This is a genomic window from Gordonia sp. ABKF26 (genome assembly GCF_041103195.1).
GTDB classification, from domain to species: domain Bacteria; phylum Actinomycetota; class Actinomycetes; order Mycobacteriales; family Mycobacteriaceae; genus Gordonia; species Gordonia terrae.
In genome coordinates this window covers 3,459,402-3,476,805 of record NZ_JBGCVZ010000003.1, presented here as the reverse complement: position 1 = coordinate 3,476,805, position 17,404 = coordinate 3,459,402, and the positions used below count along the sequence as shown (strand labels likewise).

The following is a 17,404-nucleotide window of genomic DNA, read 5'->3' as shown; positions in this document are numbered from 1 at the left end:
CGAGCCTCGAAGGGTCACCATGCCCTTCGTGGCTCGCTTCGCTCGCACCTCAGGGAGCAATGGCGGGCCGCTTCTCTCGGATTGGTGAGCAGAGGTGGGTTGCTTCCGAAAGCGTTGGCCGCCAACACTCCTCGCACCTCAGCGAGCGGTGGCTCGTCGACATAGGTCGGCCTAGTTGATGGTGGCCGTCTCGATGGTCACGGGGAGCTTGGGCTCGCCGTCGCCCGGTTGGCTGCCGACCGGTCCGGGGTTGATGCCGCCGGCGTAGACCTTGTCGAGCACCGCGAGTCCGGGCTCGTCGACCTTGCCGACGATCGAGTAGTCCGGGCCGAGCTGGCTGTCGTTGATGACGATGAAGAGCTGGCTCGAGCCGGTGTTCGGATTCTGACCGCCCTGGCTGCTGTTGGCGATCGCGATCGTGCCGCGCGGGTAGGTGACGGGCGCGGAACCGGTCTGCGGATCGGGTTGTCCGGCGGGCTGCAGGTCGGTCGGCGGCTCGTCCGGGCTCGTCCAGCCGGGCCCGCTCATGCCGGTTCCGGTGGGGTCGCCACACTGCAGGATCTTCAGCGTCTCGCTGGTGGTCATGCGGTGACAGGTCGAGTCGTCGTAGAACTTGTTCTCGATCAGGGAGGTGACCGCCGCGGTGTTGCACGGGGCGCCGTCGCGTTCGAGCGTGATCGGCAGGGTGCCCTGGGTGGTGACGAAGGTGGCCTGTTCGGTGCCCGACTTGAGGACCCGTTCGTCCGGCTTGGGGGAGGTCCGCTCGTTCTTGGCGGCAGCCTTCAGCTCGTCGAGCTCGGCCTGGTACTGCGGCCGCTGCTCGGCCGGAACGGTGTCCGGCACCTGGTCGGGTAGCTGGTCGAAGCGGCTCGGGGAGTCCTCGTAGGCGCAGGTCGTCCAGCGGGCGGCCTCGCGGTCGTCCATGATCTTCTTCACCACGACGGCTGTCACGCCCGCGACGACGGCCACCACGACCGCGGTCGAGACGGAGGCGATGACGATCTTCCGCTTGCGCCGGGCGCGTCGCTCGGTCTCGAGGCGTTCTTCGAGCTTCCGCTTCGCCGCCTCACGGCGCTCCTCATTGGTGGACACGCGGGTGAATCCTCCTGAATCCCGGCACTCCAGTGCCGACGGTCTGCCGGCATGGGTGTGCCGACATCGTCGTGGATGTCACTTACTCGGGGGCAAGTGTGCCAGTTGTACCTGAGAACAGGGTGCGGCGGGTGGCGAGCCATGCCGCCTACGCAACAATGGACATCGACGTGTGCGCGTCGTCCTGTCCGTGCCGACCCGAGGAGCATCATGCTCATCACCGGATTTCCCGCCGGGATGTTCCAGACGAACTGTTACATCGTCGCCGCCGAGGCGGGATCGGACGCGGTGATCATCGACCCGGGTCAGGACGCGGCGCCCCGGGTGCGCGAATTGCTCGCCGAACACGACCTCACCCCGGTGGCGGTTCTCCTCACCCACGGTCATCTCGACCACACCTGGAACGCGACGGAGCTCTGCGACGAGTACTCCATCCCGGCCTACATCCACCCCGCGGACCGTCCGATGCTCGCCGACCCCGGTCTGGGAATCGGGCGGGCCCTGGGCGCGATGATCGGCGACGAGGTGTTCACCGAGCCGGAGAAGGTGATCGCCTTCGCCGACGGCGAGCCGGTGGAACTGGCCGGGATCTCGTTCTCGGTCGATCTCGCGCCCGGACACACGCAGGGTTCGGTGCTGCTCGGCGTCGAGGTCGACGTCCCGGACGAGGCCCGCGACCAGGCCGGAGCCGACACGCCCGCGGTCGTCGGGGTCTGCTTCGCCGGTGACGTACTCTTTGCCGGGTCGATCGGACGGACGGATCTGCCCGGTGGCAACCATCAGCAGTTGCTCGACTCGATCGCGGCGAAACTGCTGCCGCTGCCCGCGGAGACACTGGTGCTGCCCGGGCACGGACCCCAGACCACGATCGGCCAGGAGAGCGCGAGCAATCCCTTCCTGGCCGGACGCGACAGCGAGAGCACACGACCGAAGGGACGACACGGACTGTGAGCGGAGCATTTCAGGCCCCCCGGGGCATCCCGGACTACTTCCCGCCGAACTCGGCGGACTTCCGGAGGGTCCGGGACACGCTCACCGACGCGGCGCGTCGTGCCGGCTACGGCCACATCGAGTTGCCGGTGTTCGAGGACACCGCACTGTTCGCGCGTGGGGTCGGCGAGTCGACCGATGTGGTGAGCAAGGAGATGTACACCTTCGCCGACCGCGGCGACCGGTCGGTGACGTTGCGTCCGGAGGGCACCGCCGGTGTGGTGCGTGCGGTCATCCAGCACGGACTCGACCGTGGTCAGCTGCCGGTGAAGGTCTGCTACGCCGGGCCGTTCTTCCGATACGAGAAACCGCAGACCGGTCGTTACCGTCAGCTGCAGCAGGTCGGGGTCGAGGCGATCGGCGTCGACGACCCGGCGCTCGACGCCGAGGTCATCGCGATCGCCGACGAGGGTTATCGGCGCCTCGGTCTGACGGGGTTCCGGCTCGAGATCACCTCGCTCGGTGACGACGAGAGCCGTCCGCGGTATCGAGAAGCGTTGCAGGAGTTCTTGTTCGGTCTCGACCTCGACGAGGCGACCCGTATGCGCGCCGAGATCAACCCGCTGCGGGTCCTCGACGACAAGCGTCCCGAGATCAAGGCGGCGACCGCGGGTGCACCGCTGCTCATCGACTACCTGTCCGAGGACGCCAAGGCGCACTTCGATCTCGTGCTCGCGCACCTCGACCGACTCGGGGTGGTCTACGAGATCAATCCGCGCCTCGTCCGCGGGCTGGACTATTACACGAAGACCACGTTCGAATTCGTCCACGACGGGCTCGGTGCGCAGTCGGGCATCGGCGGCGGCGGCCGCTATGACGGACTGATGCGACAGCTCGGCGCCAAGCAGGACCTCTCCGGTATCGGATTCGGGATCGGCGTCGACCGCACCATGCTCGCGCTGGAAGCCGAGGGTGTGGCGGGCACCGAGGCGGCTCGCTGCCAGGTCTTCGGAGTGCCGCTCGGCACGGCGGCAAAGGCCGAACTCGTCGGCGTCGCAGGCGCTTTGCGCGCCGCCGGGATCAGCATCGATCTCGCCTACGGCGATCGTGGCCTCAAGGGCGCGATGAAGGCGGCCGACCGCTCGGGGGCACGCCTGGCTCTGGTGCTCGGCGAGAACGAACTCGCCGAGCGGCAGCTGGAGATCAAGGACCTGAGCAACGGTGAACAGCACCGGGTGGCTCTCGACGAGGTCGTCGCCGAGGTCGGTCGCCTGCTGGGCTGAGCCGCCCGGCCCGGATCACTCCACCCTGCCGGACTCCAGTCGTGCGCGGGCGAGTTCGCTCGCGGCGGTACCCAGCGCGAGCCACAGGGCGCTGATGTCGTCGACGAGATCGGCCCGGGAGACCGGCAGGGTCCCCTCGGCCCACGCGAGGATCGCCTGGGCGCTTCCCCCGATCACGAAGGCGGGGGCGGTCCGCGCCAGCGAGTCGGCCTCGAGTTCGACGTCGTGGATGGTCCGTGCGTGCTCGATCAGCACGGCGGTCAGACCCGTCATCGCCTCGGTGCGCCGTTCATCCGCGGCGGGGGTCCCGGCCGCACCGCCCAGCAGGATCCGCGCCTTGCGTCGGTCGGTGCCCAGGACGCCGACGACCGCGTCGACGGCACCGCGGGCCTGGTCGGCGAGCGGACGGTCGAGGAGGCCGAGGTAGGCGCCGACCGCCGCCTGGACCACCTCGCCGGAGATGTCGTCGATCACCGCATCGGCCAGGGCGTCGAGATCCGGAAAACTCTCGTAGAAGTAGCGCTTGTTGAGTTGCGCGTCGGTGCAGAGACCCGCGACCGTCGCGGCCCGCCACCGACCGTCGGACATCACCGTCGACGCGGCATCGACGAGAGCAGCGCGCCGTCGCGCCGTCCGTCCGGCCGCAGATTCGCCGCCATAGCTGCGGTCGGTGCTGGTCGAACTCACCGGCTCATCCTTCCATCCCTCCACACGGGAGCGGCCATTGACAGCCCGCACTCCATCTGGCACATTCTGGTACCACATTAAGTGGCACGACACAGTGCCAGATGGGAGATGTAATGAGCGCAGAGCTGAACACCGCACGAGATGTCGACGAGGCGAGCCCGACGGAGCTCCAGATGCTGGCCGAACTGCGGAGCCTCGCCGATCACAGCCCCCTCCGGGCGCGCTGCGAGGCATGGGGCTTCCTTCGGCAGCTCGGTGACCGCGACGACCGGGAGGCGCTCTCGACGCTCTTCGGTGCCGGAAGTGACCCGCAAGGCCTCGACGGCAGGCTGGAGGGACTGATCGTGGGCAAGCTGTTCGGGATTCCCGAAGCCGCCCTTGCCAACCCGCTGATGAAGATCGATCCGACGTGGCGGGGCAAGTCCTTCGACCAGCGGTCGGGAACCGGCCTCAACCGGCTGTCGCCGATCGCGGCGCTGGTGATGCCGATCATCACCGCCGGATACCTCGGCCTGCGCCCGGTCGACGGCGAGATGGAGGGATTCCATTTCGAGCACGAGCCGAGCCTCGGACTGATCGAGCCGAAGGTGCGCGTGCGCGCGCTCGACTACGGGGTGCCGAAGTACAAGAATCCGGGAGTCCGCACGTTTCCGATCCGCAAGACGCGCGACGAGATCGTCGAACTCGTCCCCGGCGTGTACCTCGGCCGGGCACTGCTGTTCCGGAGCAGCGGTGAGATCCGCCTGATCGCGTACTTCGCCCTGCGCCACCCGATCGGCAGCCCGCTGTGATCGCACTCCAGGGCGCGCGGGTGTGCGTCACCGGGGGAGCCCGCGGTATCGGTGCCGCCACCGCCGCCGCCCTCGTCGAGCGCGGCGCGACCGTGTGGATCGGCGACCGCGACCTCGACGCCGCGACCGCCACGGCCGAGCGACTCGGGCGCCGGGCCCACGCGGTGCACGTCGACGTCACCGACGCCGACTCGTTCGCCGCCTTCGTCGACGCCGCGAAGTCGACGGGACCGATCGACATGCTCGTCAACAACGCCGGGATCCAGCACATGGGGCGACTGGTCGACCAGGATCTCGCCGGACTGCACCGTGAGTTGGCGATCAATCTCGGAGCGGTCGTCACCGGCACGCACCTGGTGCTACCCGGGATGATCGAGCGCGGGCGCGGCCACATCGTCAACGTGTCGTCGATGGCGGGCAAGGTCACCACGCCGGGGATCGCGACCTACTGCGCGTCGAAGTTCGGCGTGGTCGCCTTCTCGAAGGCGATACGCGCCGAACTCACCGGGACCGGCGTCACGATGACGACCGTCCTGCCCGCGGCCACCCACACCGATCTGACCGCTGGCGTTCGCCTGCGGTTGCAGCCGACCCTCGAACCGGCCGACGTGGCAGCCGCGATCGTCGCCAGTGTCGAGCACGGGCGCGGGGAGGTCACCGTCCCGCGTTACCTCGCGCCGATCGGCATCCTCGAGGACCTCATCCCGTCGCCGATCATGTGGCGCCTCAAGCGGTTCGTCGGGGGCGCGGACTACGGCGCGTTCGACGAGGGGCAGCGGCAGGCGTACCTGGACCGCAGTCGGGCGTCCTGAACGGTGCCGGGCCGCCTCAGCTCGCGGGCCGGCCGGCGACCTCGGCCGCGAGCACATCCAGCGAGACACCGCCGAGAGCCAGTGCGCGCGAATGGAAGTCCTTGAGGGTCCACTCCGGGTGCAGGCGGAGTGCGGCCGTGCGGGTCTGTTCCCAGACGCGCTGGCCGAGGGCGTAGGAGGGGGCTTGACCGGGCCAGCCCAGATAGCGGTCGAGTTCGAAGCGCAACACCGAGTGATCCATCGCGACCGACGAGGTCAGGAACGCCCACGCCTTGTCGGCATCCCAGATGCCCCCACCGAGCGACTCCGGCGCGGGCAGTCGGCAGTGCACCCCGATGTCGACGACGACCCGCGCTGCCCGCAGCCGCTGCGAGTCGAGCATCCCCATTCGGTCGCCGGGATCCTCGAGCCAGCCGAGTTCGTCCATGAGGCGCTCGGCGTAGAGGGCCCATCCCTCGCCATGACCGGAGGTGAACGAGGCGAGTTTGCGCCAGGAGTTGAGGTCGGGGTCGACGATCGCCGAGCCGAGCTGGAGGTGGTGTCCGGGGACGCCCTCGTGGTAGACGGTCGTCTTCTCCTGCCAGGTGTGGAAGACGGTCTGGTCGTCGGGCACCGCCCACCACATGCGGCCGGGCCGGGACAGATCCGCGCTGGGCTGGGTGTAGTAGATGATGCCGGTCGACGAGGGGGCCAGCCGGCACTCGAGCCGGGACAACCGGGCCGGGAGGTCGAAGTGGATTCCCGACAGGCCGGTGACCGCCGCGTCGGAGGTCGCCTGCATCCAGTCGACGAACTCGGCGCGATCGTGGATCCGATACTGCGGCTGGCGGTCCAGCCAGGCGAGGGTCGCGCCGATGCCCTGTCCGGGGAGCAGTCCCTCGGCGATCTCCTGCTGTTCGGCGATGATCTGCTGCAGGCGGGTCATCGCCCAGGCGTACGCATCGTCGGGATCGGCGTCGGCGCCCAGATATGCGGGAAGGTGCAGCAGATACCGGTCGCGGCCGACGGCGTCGTCGTCGAGGGCGTGATCGAGAACCTCGGTGCGCAGGTAGTGGGCGAACGTCCCGAACGAGGTGCGTGCGGCGTCGAGCGCGGTTGCGAGCGTGCCGGCCAGCGCCGTGTCCGCAGCGATCGGCCCGGTGGCGCCGCCGATGGCGTCGGCCGCCGAATCCGCCTGGCGGGCGACGGCTTCCACCTGCCGGCGTGCCGGCGGTGGGCCGTGCCGAAGGCGATGGGCCAGACCGTCGACGACGCCGGTCAGCGAGGCCGGGATGGCGGTGAGCCGGGACAGGAAGATCTCGCGCTGTTCACGGGTGTCGGTGGGCATGAGGTCGAAGACGTCGCGCAGTGCCTGCAGCGGGGACGCGATGACGTTGCATTCGCCGATGTGCTCGCCGGCGTCGGCGAGCGCGAGCTCACGACGCAGTGAGGCGCTCATGGTGGCGACGGTGACGCGGTCGATCGGATCGGTGATGTCGGCGTCGGCCAGCGCGGACAGCGTTCCGGCGGCGACCTCGGCGCGTTCGGCGCACCCCTGCGCGGAGAAGTCGGTCATCCGGTCGTCGTGCTCGCCGTGGCCGATCTCGGTGGCGAAGAGCGGATTCAGCGTGCACAGCCGGTCGAGGTGCGCCTCGGCGATCGCGTCGACGGTGGTGGGCCGACGCGCGCCGACGGTGTCGGTGGGGTTCACAGGCCGGGGTTCACAGGTCGTCGGTGGCGAAGGTGTCGCAGCGATCCGGGTCGCCGCCCTGGTAGCCGACGGAGAACCAGCGCGTGCGCTGCGCGGCCGAACCGTGGGTCCACCCCTCGGGATTGGACCCCGGACCCTGGATGGTGTCGTCGCCGATGGCCTTCGCGGTCTGGATCACGCCGGCGATCTGTTCCTCGGTGATCGGTGCGAGCAGTGCGTCGGGGCCGTCGTCGGCGTGGTGGGCCCACACCCCGGCGAGGCAGTCGGCCTGCAGCTCGACCCGGACCGAACCCGATCGCGGCCCCTGCGAACCCATCCGCTGCCCCTTCGCCAGGGCGCCGGTGAGGTTCTGGACGTGATGCCCGTACTCGTGGGCCACCACGTACTCCTGCGCGAGGGGCCCGTCGCTGCCGCCCATGCGGCGGAGTTGGGCGAAGAACGTCGGGTCGAAGTACGCCGTCGAATCGGCGGGGCAGTAGAACGGGCCCGTCGCCGAACTGGCCGGGCCGCACCCGGTGTTCACCGCGTCGGCGAAGATGACCGTCTGCGGTGCCTCGTACTCGGGCCAGAGGTCCGACCACACCGAGTCGACGCTCACGGTGGTCGCCTTGATCCGGCAGATCGTGTTCTCGTTGGCCATCTCGTAGGTGCACGAGTCCAGTTGCTGCTGGATCTGCGCCGCGTCGGACGACGTCCCGGGCGCCGGACCGCCGGAGCCGAGCAGGTCGCCGGGATTCACGCCGAAGAACAGCGCGACGATCGTGATGAGGAGCCCGGCGCCACCGCCCAGCGCGATCCGGCCGCCACCGCCACCGCCCCCGCCGCCGCCGGAGACGTTGCCGGTGTCGATCGATCCGCTGCCTTGGAAGGTCACGCGGCCATTCTGGCACGATCGGCACCCGCCCTCGGCGCAGTCGCGGAGGTATGCGATTGACGCCCCGGGTCGTGGATACGGCACCATGGACACCTGGTCTGCGTTTCTGCCGACCGATTTCGACGTTGGAAGGATTCTCAGTGCTCCGCACGCATTCCGCAGGTTCGCTGCGCCGCGCCGACGCGTCGCAGACCGTCACCGTCGCCGGGTGGGTCGCACGCCGTCGCGACCACGGTGGCGTGGTCTTCATCGACCTGCGTGACGCCACCGGACTCGTCCAGGTGGTCTTCCGCGACGAGTCTGTCGCTTCGGCCGCCCACCGTCTGCGCGCCGAATACTGCGTCGCGGTGACCGGTGTCGTCGAGGTACGACCCGAGGGCAGCGAGAACCCCAACCTGAGTTCCGGCGAGATCGAGATCAACGCCGTCGGACTCGAGGTCCTCAACGAGTCGGCACCGCTGCCGTTCCAGCTCGACGAGTCGCCGGGTGAGGAGGCGCGGTTGCGCCACCGCTACCTCGACCTCCGCCGCGAGGGCCCGAGTGCTGCCCTGCGTCTGCGCTCGAAGGCGAATGCGGCCGCGCGTGGGGTGCTCGCCGCGCATGACTTCACCGAGATCGAGACCCCCACGCTGACCCGGTCCACCCCGGAGGGTGCGCGTGACTTCCTGGTGCCCGCGCGCCTGCAGCCGGGTACGTTCTACGCACTGCCGCAGAGCCCGCAGCTGTTCAAGCAGTTGCTGATGGTGGCAGGTATGGAGCGCTACTACCAGATCGCACGCTGTTACCGCGACGAGGACTTCCGGGCCGACCGGCAGCCCGAGTTCACCCAGCTCGACATCGAGATGAGCTTCGTCGACCAGGACGACGTCATCGCGGTCGCCGAAGAGGTCCTGACCGCCCTGTGGAAGCTCATCGGTGTCGACATCTCGACCCCGATCCCGCGGATGACCTACGCCGACGCGATGCGCCGATTCGGTTCGGACAAGCCGGATCTGCGCTTCGGCATCGAACTCGTGGAGTGTGCCGAGTACTTCACGAACACCCCGTTCCGCGTGTTCCAGGCGCCGTACGTCGGCGCCGTGGTCATGCCCGGCGGCGCGTCGCAGCCGCGTCGTCAGCTCGACGCCTGGCAGGAATGGGCCAAGCAGCGCGGCGCCAAGGGCCTCGCGTACGTCCTGATCGCCGAAGACGGCACGCTGTCGGGTCCGGTCGCCAAGAACCTGTCCGACGACGAGCGCGCCGGTCTGGCCGCCCACGTCGGTGCGCAGCCCGGTGACTGTGTGTTCTTCGGGGCAGGAGAGGTGAAGTCGACCCGCGCGCTCCTCGGCGCGGCGCGCGGCGAGATCGCCTCGAAGCTCGGTCTCATCAAGGACGGCGACTGGGCGTTCACCTGGGTCGTCGACGCGCCGATGTTCGAGCCGGCCGCCGAGGCGACCGCGTCCGGTGATGTCGCACTGGGACATTCGGCCTGGACCGCGGTGCACCACGCATTCACCTCGCCGAAGCCGGAGTCGGTCGACGCCCTCGAGTCCGATCCCGGTTCGGCGCTGGCCTACGCCTACGACATCGTGTGCAACGGCAACGAGATCGGCGGCGGATCGATCCGTATCCATCGACGGGACGTGCAGGAGCGCGTCTTCGAGATCATGGGCATCGGCCACGACGAGGCCCAGGAGAAGTTCGGCTTCCTGCTCGACGCCTTCGCCTACGGCGCACCGCCCCACGGCGGCATCGCCTTCGGCTGGGACCGCATCACCGCACTGCTCGCCGGTGAATCGTCCATCCGCGAGGTGATCGCCTTCCCGAAGTCGGGCGGCGGCGTCGACCCGCTGACCGACGCGCCCGCGGCGATCACCGCGCAGCAGCGCAAGGAATCGGGGATCGACGCCAAGCCCGCACCGCGGGGCGGCGATCAGAAGGACGCCGATCAGAAGGACGCCGGGCAGAAGGACGCCGGGAGCACCTCGGTCTGACCCGAAATGCGGTGGCCGGACGTGAGTTCGGCCACCGCCATCCGACGGTGGTGCTCGCCACCCGGCGCCCGCCGGTCATCTGTGATGAGATTCCCAGCATGACGATCAAGGTCGCACTCGAGCACCGGACGGTGTACTCGTTCGATCGGCCGGCCAAGATCTACCCCCACGTCGTCCGCCTGCGTCCGGCGCCGCACTCGCGCACGCCCATCGAGGCCTACTCGCTCACCGTCGAACCCGGTGCGCATTTCCTGAACTGGCAGCAGGACGCGTTCAGCAATTACCTGGCGCGCCTGGTGTTCCCGGAACCCTCGACCTCCCTCGGGATCACCGTGAGTCTCGTCGCGGATCTCACCGCGATCAACCCGTTCGACTTCTTCATCGAGGAGTGGGCCGAGTTCTACGGGTTCGACTATCCCGCCGAACTGCGCCGCGACCTGGAGATCTTCCTCCGTCCCGCCGGCGTCACCGAGGGTGAATTCGCGGGCGCGCCAGTACATCCGGAGATCGCGAGGTTCGCGGCGAAGCACCGGCCGGCGGGCCGGACGCGGGTCATCGACTTTCTCGTAGGTCTCAATGCCGCGGTCCGCGACGCCGTCGGCTACACCGTTCGGCTCGAGGCGGGCGTGCAGTCGCCCGAGTACACGCTCTCCAGCGCCATCGGATCCTGCCGCGACTCGGCCTGGCTGTTGGTCGCACTCCTGCGCGAGCTCGGGTTCGCGGCGCGTTTCGTCTCCGGCTACCTCGTCCAGCTGACCTCCGACGTCAAGGCCCTCGACGGACCGTCGGGTCCCGACGCCGACTTCACCGACCTGCACGCGTGGACCGAGGTGTACCTACCCGGTGCCGGCTGGGTGGGCCTGGACCCGACGTCGGGCCTGTTCGCCGGCGAGGGACACATCCCGCTGGCGGCCACCCCGCATCCGGTCGGTGCCGCGCCGATCACCGGTTCGACCGGTCCGTGCCACGCGACGCTCGACTTCACCAACACGGTGACCCGCTTCCACGAGGACCCGCGGGTCACGCTGCCCTACACCGCGGAACAGTGGAACCGGGTGACCGATCTCGGCGCGCTGGTCGACGAGCGGATGGATCGCAACGACGTGCGCCTGACGATGGGCGGCGAGCCGACGTTCGTGTCCATCGACAACCAGACGGACCCGGAGTGGCGGACGGCCGCGGACGGTCCCCACAAACGGCTGCTGGCCGGGCGGCTTGCCGGTCGACTGCAGAAGGCTTACGCGCCCGATGGCCTGATCCGGCGCAGCCAGGGCAAGTGGTACCCCGGCGAACCGCTCCCGCGCTGGCAGCTCGAACTCCTGTGGCGCAGTGACGGTCTGCCGATCTGGCGGGACCCGGGTCTGCTCGCCGACCCGTGGGCGACGCCGGAGCAGTGCGCGGCCGCCATCGAGACCGAGACCCACGGTCCGGATCCGGAGATCACCGGCGATGCCGGCCCGGCGCGGGAACTGCTCACCGCGTTCGCGGCGGCGCTCGGTCTTCCGGCCGGGCAGGTGATGCCGGCCTACGAGGATCCGCTGGTGCGGATGCGTGAACTCGCCGCGATGCCCCCCGGTGATCCCGGTACCGACCCCACCCTCCCCGCCGCGCGCGCCTTCGCGCAGGCCGACATCATCGTCGACGCGGACTCGACGGACGGCGAGGACGACCAGAGCCTCGCGCCGGCAACGGATTCCGTCGCCCGCAGGCGGGCGCTGATCGCCCGGCTCGACGCCGCGGTCACCGAGCCGTGTGCGCACCTGGTGCCGTTGAGTCGATCGGAGGATCGGACCGCGTGGCAGAGCGCGGTGTGGACGACCCGGCGGGGGCGCATCGTGCTGACCCCGGGCACCTCACCGGCCGGCCTGCGGCTGCCGCTCAACTCGCTCTCGTGGGGTCCGGCTCCGACGCTCTTCGAAGCCGACCCGTCCGCGCGCCACGAGGACCTGCCGGCCGACCCGTCGACGGCGTTGGGCCACGCCGTCCGCGATGTCGACCCCGTCCAGTTCCTGCCCCGCACCGCCCTGGTCGCCGAGGTGCGTGGTGGCGTCGTCCATGTGTTCATGCCGCCGACCTCGACCCTCGAGGAGTACCTCGCGATCGTCGAACTCGTCGAGGACGCCGCTGCCGCGACGTCGACACCGGTCGTCGTCGAGGGATACGGACCGCCCGCCGACCCGCGCCTGGTGTCGTTGTCGGTCACGCCGGACCCGGGTGTCGTCGAGGTCAACATCCAGCCGACCGGGAGTTTCGCCGAGCAGTCCGAACTGCTCGAGTCGCTGTACGACCATGCGCGACATGTGCGTCTGGGCACCGAGAGTTTCGACCTGGACGGCAGCCACGGCGGGACCGGCGGTGGTAACCACATCACCCTCGGCGGCGTCACGCCCGCCGACTCACCGATGCTGCGCCGCCCCGATCTGCTGGTGTCGATGCTGACCTACTGGCAGCGGCATCCCGCGCTGTCGTACCTGTTCTCCGGCCGGTTCATCGGCACCACGTCGCAGGCACCCCGCGTCGACGAGGGGCGCGAGTCGGCGCTCTACGAGTTGGAGATCGCCTTCGCCGAGATCGACCGGCTGGCGGTCAAGGACACCGTCGGCGGGCGATTCGACGGGGCGCCACCCAATCCCTGGGTCACCGACCGGGCCCTGCGGCACCTGCTGACCGACATCACCGGCAACACCCACCGGGCCGAGTTCTGCATCGACAAGCTCTACAGCCCCGACTCGGTGCGCGGGCGGCTGGGTCTGCTGGAACTGCGGGCGTTCGAGATGCCGCCGCACCATCGGATGGCGATGGTCCAGTCGCTGCTCGTGCGCAGCCTGGTGTCCTGGTTCTGGGAGAAGCCCTATCGCGCCCGGCTCATCCGCCACGGTGGCGACCTGCACGGCAAACACCTGTTGCCGCACTACGTGATCGCCGACATCGCGCTCGTCGCCGAGGAGCTCCGTGAGGCGGGCTACCCGTTCGAGACCGCGTGGCTGGACCCGTTCACCGAGTTCCGGTTCCCGCGTCTGGGGACCGTGCAGATCCGAGACCAGGAGATCGAGCTGCGCAGTGCCATCGAGCCGTGGAACACGCTGGGGGAGGAGTCGACCGGAACCGGCACCGCTCGTTATGTCGACTCGTCCGTCGAGCGGGTGCAGGTGCGGGTCCTGGGTGGTGAGGACGTTCGATACTTGTTGACATGCAATGGTTTTCCGATCCCGCTGCGGGCCACGGGGCGCACCGGGGAACGCGTCGCCGGGATCCGGTTCCGGGCCTGGCAGCCGCCGAGTTCGCTGCATCCGACGATCACCATCGACACCCCGCTCACCTTCGATCTGATCGACACGGTCAACGGCCGGTCGGTGGGTGGCGCCACCTATCACGTCGTCCATCCCGGCGGACGGGCCTACGACCGTCCGCCGGTCAACGCGGTCGAGGCCGAGTCGCGCCGCAACGGGCGGTTCGAGGCGGCCGGACACACCACCGGCACCGTCGACGTCGGACTGTTGCGCGAGCGAGCGTCCCGGCAGGCCATCGACTTCGGGGTGCCCGGAGTCCTCGACCTCCGGCGGGCACGTACAGTTCTTCGGTGATCTCTTCGCCGGGCGACGCCTCCGCGGTGTTCGACCGCTACCGCGCCGCGGGCCAGACCCTCTTCGACCCGGACCGGCCGGTCGAATCCTACGACGAACTCCTCGAACCCGGTGGGGCGATCCGTCCGGCGTGGGCGGACCTCGCCCGCATCTACCGGTTGCGCGGCACCGACCGGCTCCGGGGCTCCGCGGCGCGCCTGGCGGCCGCGGTGAGCGACGACGGCGTGGTCTACAACGAGTTCGACGGCCACGACACCGTGACCCGCGACTGGGAGGTCGACGCGGTGCCGCTGGTCGTCGACGGAGTCGAGTGGGCCGAACTCGAGAAGGCCGTCACGCAGCGGTCGATGCTGCTGGACCTGCTGTTGCGCGACCTCTACCGCGACCAGAAGACGATCGCCGCCGGACTCGTCGCACCCGAGATGGTCTTCGGACACCCCGGGTACATCCGGAAGGCAGCCCGTCTGGAGGTCGCCGGACCCCATGCGCTGTTCCTGCATGCGGTCGACATCTCACGCACCGCTGACGGCGACTTCGTCGCATACCGCGACCGCACGCAGGCGCCGTCGGGGGTCGGCTACGCGATCGCCGGGCGCCGGCTGATGTCGAAGACCTTCCCGCAGCTGTTCCAGGCGTGCGCGCCCCGGCCGATGGCCAACTTCGCCGGCACCATGCGCCTCGCGCTCACCGAATACGCCCCGCCGGGGGTCGACGATCCGACGGTGGCGGTCCTCAGTCCCGGCAGCATGTCCGAGACCGCCTTCGACCAGGCCTACCTCGCCTCGGTGCTCGGCTTCCCGCTCGTCGAGGGCGCCGATCTCACCGTCCGCGACGGTGCGGTGTACATGCGGTCGCTCGGTCGGTACAAGCGTGTGGACGTGTTGCTGCGGCGGATCGACGCCGCCTACGCCGACCCGCTGGACCTGCGAACGGACTCCCAGCTCGGTGTCGCCGGTCTGGTCGAGGCGATCTCGCGCGGCACGGTGACGGTCCTCAACACGCTCGGTTCGGGAGTGCTGGAGAACCCGGCTCTGCACACCGTGCTGGAGCGGCTGGCGCCGGTCCTGCTCGACGAGGAGCTGAAACTGGGTTCGGTCACCACCTACTGGGCGGGAGATCCGCTGCAGCGCAGCCTGATCCGCGATCGATTGGCGTCCCTCGTGCTGACCGACACGTGCACGGGAGAGGAAGTCATCGGCCCGCTGCTCGCCGCGTCCGAGCGCGCCGACCTCGCCGCCCGGATCGAGGCGCAGACCTGGCAGTGGGTCGCGCGCGAACTCGAGGCGTTCTCGGTGGCCCCCACGGTCACCCCCGGCAGCGCTCCGGGCGGGTCGCAGGCGCCGCTTCGTGCGGCGCCGGTGTCGGTGCGCGCCTTCAGCGTGGCGCAGGGTCCCGGTTACGCGGTGATGCCCGGCGGGCTGGGGGCGGTCCTCGCCGACGGGGTGGAGGGCGCCGCCCACCACGTGATCGCCGCCAAGGACGTCTGGGTCACCAGCACCGAGGTGGGCGGGCACGTCTCGCGCCGTCCGGAGACCCGCACCGAGCCGGCCGCCGAGGTCGTCGCAGGCGCTGCGGCGGGCCGTCCGGTGACGCGCGAGTACTCCGACGTCGCGGCCGCGGCCAGCCCACGAGTGCTGGCGGACCTGTTCTGGCTCGGCCGCTACGGCGAGCGGACCGAGCTCGTGACCCGACTGGCGAAGGTCTCCCGCGAGCGCTATCAAGACTTCCAGTATCGGCCGTGGATGTCCGGCACGCCGGCGGTACCGCGGCTGCTGCATGCCGTCGCCACGGTGACCGGCACCGCGCGTTACCTCGACACCGCCGGGCTGCTGATGTCGGGGTCGGACCGGCCGCCGTCGCCCGAGCAGGTGAACGAGGCGATCGAGAAGATCGCCGACCTCACCGTGTCGCGGTCGGTGCCCGGGACCATCGCGTATTCGATCGACCGGCTCATCAGTACGGCCCGGGCGGTCCGGGACCAGATGTCGACGAGCACCTGGATGGTGCTCGCCCCGGTCGAACGCGTCATGGCGAGCACGACGAGGCTGGTCGTCCGGTCGCGGGCCGAGGCGGGCGCAGGCGACGCCGCGCTCGACCTCGGCCCCGACCTGGCCCGCGCGCACGACGAGATCCTGCACGGTGTGCTGGCCCTCACCGGACTACAGGCCGAGTCGATGGTGCACGACCCGGGCTGGATGTTCATGGATGTCGGCCGGCGCATCGAGCGGGCGGTGACCCTCGCCGACCTCACGCTCGCGATGTTCGCCGACGCGCAGGACACCGACGTCGAGCAGGCGCTGCTGGAGTCGTACCTGGTGGCCAACGAGTCGTCCATCATCTACCGGCGCCGCAACCGCGGTCTGTACCAGCCGGCCGGCGTCGCCGAGCTGCTGCTGTTCGACCCGACCAATCCGAGGTCGATGATCTTCTCACTGGAGCGGTTGAACTCAGCCCTGTCCTCGGTGCCGGAGACCCTGCGGTCGGCCGGGGCCGAACGCGCCGTCCAGGACATGATCGCCGAGCTCCGGCGAAGCGACCCCGTGGATCTCGTGCACGTCGACACCGAGCGGCGCCGTCCCGAACTCGTCGAACTGATGACGACGCTGCGCACCGGTGCGCGCGAACTCTCCGACCTGCTGACCCGGACCCGCTTCGCCACCCCCCGTCAGGCGCGACCGATCTGGGCCGGTGGGGAGTCGTGAGTTCGCGCACCTACCGCGTCATGCACCGGACCACCTACACCTACGACGACGACGTGTCGTCGTCGTACGGGCGGTGCCACCTGACGCCGCGTGACCTGCCCGGGCAGCGCGTGCATTCGACGTCGCTGGAGATCGAACCCGAGCCCGACGACCGGTCGACGGGGCTCGACGTCTATGGCAACCACGACAGCTACTTCCACGTGCGGACGTCGCATCGCGAGCTCACCGTCACCGCGCGGTCCGTCGTCGAGGTGGACCCGGTGGACCCGGGTGTCCTCCTGAGCCCGGCCGCCCGTACCCCGTGGGAGCAGGCACGTCCGGCCGCCGTCGACGGCCGGGAGGGTGCCCTGGCCGCCGAGTTCGTCCTGGATCTGGAGCGGCCGGAGATCACCCCCGCGGTCCACGAGTACGCCGCCGGGGTCTTCACCCCGGGCCGGCCGCTGGTCGAGGCCGTCACCGAACTCACCTCACGGATCTTCGCCGACTTCACCTACCGCTCGGGGTCGACGGCCATCACCACCCGGGTCGACACGGTCCTGCAGCGGCGCGAGGGCGTCTGCCAGGACTTCGCCCGCGTCGCGATCGCCTGCCTGCGGTCGCAGGGCCTCGCGGCGAGGTACGAGTCGGGGTATCTCGCGACCGAGCCGCCGCCCGGCACGGAGAAGGTCTTCGGCGCGGATGCCAGCCACGCGTGGGCTGCGGTCTGGATGCCCGACGGCCGCTGGCTGCCCTTCGACCCGACCAACGACAAGCTGGTCGACGAACGCCACGTCACGGTCGCCTGGGGACGCGACTACGACGACGTGCCGCCGCTGCGCGGGGTCATCTACACCGACTCCACCAAGAGCCGGATCGAGGTGTCGGTGGACGTGAGCCCGGCGGATGGCCCCGCGCCGGGCTGAATCGGACACGGTTCCGCGACCCATGCGGTAACCCGCTGTGCCACACCGTGTTCGGTGCCCGATCTGCTGACGCCCCGATCGCGA

Annotated in this window: 12 protein-coding genes; 8 read left to right on the top strand and 4 right to left on the bottom strand. The window is 69.9% G+C overall.

The window, feature by feature from the left end:
- Positions 1-171: 171 nt before the first annotated feature.
- A complete protein-coding gene (locus tag AB4Z55_RS16025) occupies positions 172-1,092 on the bottom strand; it encodes a peptidylprolyl isomerase (protein WP_033203425.1) in 921 nt (306 codons plus the stop codon).
- Between the two features lie 210 nt (positions 1,093-1,302).
- Here AB4Z55_RS16025 and AB4Z55_RS16020 point away from each other — a divergent pair, with 210 nt between their 5' ends.
- Positions 1,303-2,043, top strand: coding sequence for an MBL fold metallo-hydrolase (locus AB4Z55_RS16020; protein ID WP_354559581.1), 741 nt, complete (start codon positions 1,303-1,305; stop codon positions 2,041-2,043).
- Positions 2,040-3,305, top strand: a complete 1,266-nt coding sequence (gene hisS, locus AB4Z55_RS16015; RefSeq protein ID WP_004018779.1) for a histidine--tRNA ligase — start codon at positions 2,040-2,042, stop codon at positions 3,303-3,305. The genes AB4Z55_RS16020 and hisS overlap by 4 nt, the downstream gene beginning before the upstream one ends.
- A 15-nt stretch (positions 3,306-3,320) precedes the next feature.
- On the opposite strand, the gene AB4Z55_RS16010 is transcribed toward hisS, so the two are convergent.
- Entirely contained in the window at positions 3,321-3,992 is a 672-nt protein-coding gene (locus AB4Z55_RS16010) for a TetR/AcrR family transcriptional regulator (RefSeq protein WP_004018778.1), read from the bottom strand.
- Between the two features lie 113 nt (positions 3,993-4,105).
- Here AB4Z55_RS16010 and AB4Z55_RS16005 point away from each other — a divergent pair, with 113 nt between their 5' ends.
- The gene (locus tag AB4Z55_RS16005; RefSeq protein ID WP_239403939.1) at positions 4,106-4,783 is read left to right on the top strand and encodes a hypothetical protein; all 678 of its coding nucleotides are present in this window, start codon (positions 4,106-4,108) and stop codon (positions 4,781-4,783) included.
- Positions 4,780-5,595 carry an SDR family oxidoreductase gene (locus AB4Z55_RS16000; protein ID WP_354559579.1) on the top strand — a complete coding sequence of 272 codons (816 nt, stop codon included), beginning with the start codon at positions 4,780-4,782 and terminating at the stop codon, positions 5,593-5,595. The genes AB4Z55_RS16005 and AB4Z55_RS16000 overlap by 4 nt, the downstream gene beginning before the upstream one ends.
- A gap of 16 nt (positions 5,596-5,611) precedes the next feature.
- Here the strand turns inward: AB4Z55_RS16000 and AB4Z55_RS15995 are convergent, their stop codons facing one another.
- Together AB4Z55_RS15995 and AB4Z55_RS15990 are read right to left on the bottom strand one after the other, a co-directional pair.
- A complete protein-coding gene (locus AB4Z55_RS15995; RefSeq protein ID WP_354559578.1) occupies positions 5,612-7,285 on the bottom strand; it encodes a DUF885 domain-containing protein in 1,674 nt (557 codons plus the stop codon).
- Between the two features lie 10 nt (positions 7,286-7,295).
- A complete protein-coding gene (locus AB4Z55_RS15990; RefSeq protein WP_239403936.1) occupies positions 7,296-8,159 on the bottom strand; it encodes a neutral zinc metallopeptidase in 864 nt (287 codons plus the stop codon).
- A gap of 140 nt (positions 8,160-8,299) precedes the next feature.
- Here AB4Z55_RS15990 and aspS point away from each other — a divergent pair, with 140 nt between their 5' ends.
- The 4 genes from aspS (at position 8,300) to AB4Z55_RS15970 (ending at position 17,320) form a co-directional block, all read left to right on the top strand.
- Positions 8,300-10,132, top strand: coding sequence for an aspartate--tRNA ligase (gene aspS, locus AB4Z55_RS15985; RefSeq protein ID WP_239403935.1), 1,833 nt, complete (start codon positions 8,300-8,302; stop codon positions 10,130-10,132).
- A gap of 98 nt (positions 10,133-10,230) precedes the next feature.
- Complete coding sequence (locus AB4Z55_RS15980) at positions 10,231-13,716, top strand: DUF2126 domain-containing protein (protein WP_369520068.1); 3,486 nt, start codon at positions 10,231-10,233, stop codon at positions 13,714-13,716.
- Positions 13,713-16,418 (top strand): circularly permuted type 2 ATP-grasp protein, encoded by a 2,706-nt coding sequence (locus tag AB4Z55_RS15975; RefSeq protein WP_354559574.1) that lies wholly within the window; start codon positions 13,713-13,715, stop codon positions 16,416-16,418. The genes AB4Z55_RS15980 and AB4Z55_RS15975 overlap by 4 nt, the downstream gene beginning before the upstream one ends.
- The gene (locus tag AB4Z55_RS15970) at positions 16,415-17,320 is read left to right on the top strand and encodes a transglutaminase family protein (protein ID WP_004019012.1); all 906 of its coding nucleotides are present in this window, start codon (positions 16,415-16,417) and stop codon (positions 17,318-17,320) included. Before AB4Z55_RS15975 ends, AB4Z55_RS15970 begins: the two co-directional genes overlap by 4 nt.
- The last annotated feature ends 84 nt before the right edge of the window (positions 17,321-17,404 follow it).

Coding starts and splice junctions, on each gene's coding strand:
- AB4Z55_RS16020 (WP_354559581.1), top strand. CDS start 1,303: ATGCTCATCACCGGATTTCCCGCCGGGATGTTCCAGACGAACTGTTAC.
- AB4Z55_RS15980 (WP_369520068.1), top strand. CDS start 10,231: ATGACGATCAAGGTCGCACTCGAGCACCGGACGGTGTACTCGTTCGAT.
- AB4Z55_RS16005 (WP_239403939.1), top strand. CDS start 4,106: ATGAGCGCAGAGCTGAACACCGCACGAGATGTCGACGAGGCGAGCCCG.